Genomic DNA, 2,189 nt, shown 5'->3' with positions numbered 1-2,189 from the left:
CCCTTGGCGCCGTCGTCATTGGTGAACACCGGGCAGCCGGGGGCTTCGGTCCAGCCGCCTTCGCCGGCAAGTGCCGCGAGGCCTTCCTTGCCCGTCAGCGCGTCGCGCATGCCTTGCGCGCGGCGCAGAATGTTGTCGGCCGCCGGATTGCCCTCGATGGTGCAGACCGTGCCGCCATTCGGCTTGGCCTTCTTGATGTACTCGCCGATCTTCTTGCCCATAAGGTAGTTGTCGGTGCCGAGATAGGTCTTGCGAAGGGCGGCGTCTTCCTTGGCAAGGTCGGCGTCGACCGTCATGATCGGGATCGACGGATTGGCGCTCTTGATCGTCTGCGCGATCAGCGGCGCGTTGGACGGCGAGATCGCCATCGCGACCGTGTCGGGCTTGCTCAGCATGTCCTGCACGATCTGCGCTTCACCGGCCTCGTCCGAGGTCGATGCCGGGCCGGTATAGAAGCACTCATATTCCGAGCTGGCGTTCTCTTTGTTCCATTTCTCGCAGCCCTGATGGATGGCTTCGAAGAACGGGTTGTCGAGCCCCTTCACGACGATGACGAGCTGTTTCTTGGCCAAAGCCGGCCCGGCGCCCAACGCCATGGCGGCGACGGCGGCAAGCAAAAGTGTTTTCCTCATGTCAGTCCTCCCTTGAAACAGACGGACACCGCGTGCCCGCCACACCGATCAGACCGGATGCGCAAGAACGATGTTGAGCATCTTCCCAATGCTCGTGTTCCGGGCCGGACTGATAAGCATTTGCCGATCCGTTGAGCCAATACTGGCGCAGCCGAATCCTTGATCGTCAAGCCATTTGCCCCTTCCGCCCTATGCGCGCTCGGTGGGCAAATTATTCCTCCGAGGCTAGCTAATATCGGCTTTTCGCCAACGGTCAATTCCTATTTGTCCTACAAAACCGATTTTTTGTCGAGTCTCGAAATTAATCGTCAGACAATTGATTGACGGCTTTGCCGGCTTTTGCCTAAATGCATGTATCGCGCCGTTCGTGAGGAGATGGACGGGCGGAACGCAAGCGCTGCTGGCAAGCCGGCAAACTGCTGCGTCAACATGGGGAGGCTTAAGGCTGGTGTCGGTTCTCGAACTCGCCAACATCTCGAAACATTTCGGCGCCATCCAGGCGGTCAACGACGTCTCGTTCTCGCTGGAGGCCGGCGAGGTCGTCGGCCTGATGGGCGACAACGGCGCCGGCAAGTCGACGCTGGTCAAGATGATCGCCGGCAATTTCCGCCCAAGCCATGGCACCATGCATCTGGAGGGCAAGGAGATTGTCATGCACAAGCCGGCGGAGGCCCGCCAGCACGGCATCGAGATCGTCCACCAGGACCTTGCGCTGTGCAACAATCTGACGGCCGCGGCAAACGTCTATCTCGGCCGCGAGCTGCGCCGCGGCATCGGCCCGTTCCGCATCCTCGACTATGCGGCGATGTACAGGCGCGCCGGCCAGCTCTTTGCCGAGCTGAAATCCGAGACGCGGCCGCGCGATCTCGTCAAGCAGATGTCGGGCGGCCAGCGCCAAGCGGTGGCGATCGCTCGCACCATGCTGTCGCAGGCCAAAATCGTGCTGATGGATGAGCCGACGGCGGCGATCTCGGTCCGGCAGGTGGCCGAGGTGCTCAACCTTATCCGCCATCTGCGCGACCAGGGCATCGCGGTTGTGCTGATCAGTCACCGCATGCCCGACGTGTTCGACGTCGCCGACCGCGTCATCGTCATGCGGCGCGGCCGCAAGGTGGCAGACAAGAAGATCGCTTCGAGCTCGCCCGAGGAAGTCACCGGGCTGATCACCGGCGCCATCGAACAGGTGGCATGACTCACGGATTTGAACGGGTGGCGTGACGCGCGGTGTTCCGCGTCCCACCTCAGGAAAGGTCGACAATGGCAGTCACCCTTGACCAGACGATCGCGCAGAAGCAGCACACTTTCCTGTCGCGGCTCCTCGCCAACCAGACATTCTGGGTGGTGATCGCGGTCATTCTCGCCTGCCTGTTCCTGTCCTTCGCGACCGATTCCTTCGCCACCTCGAAGAACCTCTTCAACATCACCCGCAACGTCACCTTCGTCGCCATCGTCGCGCTCGGCATGACTTTCGTTATCATCACCGGCGGCATCGACCTGTCGGTCGGCTCGGTGCTTTGCCTGTGCTCCATGGTGCTCGCCGTCACCATGCATGCCGGC

Annotated in this window: 2 protein-coding genes and 1 pseudogene; 2 read left to right on the top strand and 1 reads right to left on the bottom strand. The window is 61.7% G+C overall.

The features are described from left to right. The coding region (locus tag EOA27_RS33090) for a substrate-binding domain-containing protein (protein WP_145970708.1) at positions 1–632 on the bottom strand (632 nt) is incomplete at its 3' end. A 397-nt stretch (positions 633–1,029) separates the two neighbouring features. Here EOA27_RS33090 and EOA27_RS33085 point away from each other — a divergent pair. Together EOA27_RS33085 and EOA27_RS33080 are read left to right on the top strand one after the other, a co-directional pair. After that, a complete protein-coding gene (locus EOA27_RS33085) occupies positions 1,030–1,824 on the top strand; it encodes an ATP-binding cassette domain-containing protein (protein ID WP_245467380.1) in 795 nt (264 codons plus the stop codon). Positions 1,825–1,889: 65 nt separating this feature from the next. Then, a pseudogene (locus tag EOA27_RS33080) lies at positions 1,890–2,189 on the top strand (ABC transporter permease); the annotation flags it as partial.

It is taken from the genome of Mesorhizobium sp. M2A.F.Ca.ET.037.01.1.1 (assembly GCF_003998075.1).
Lineage (GTDB): Bacteria > Pseudomonadota > Alphaproteobacteria > Rhizobiales > Rhizobiaceae > Mesorhizobium.
The sequence above is the reverse complement of the archived record's forward strand: the minus strand, read 5'-3'. Positions and strand labels throughout refer to the sequence as shown.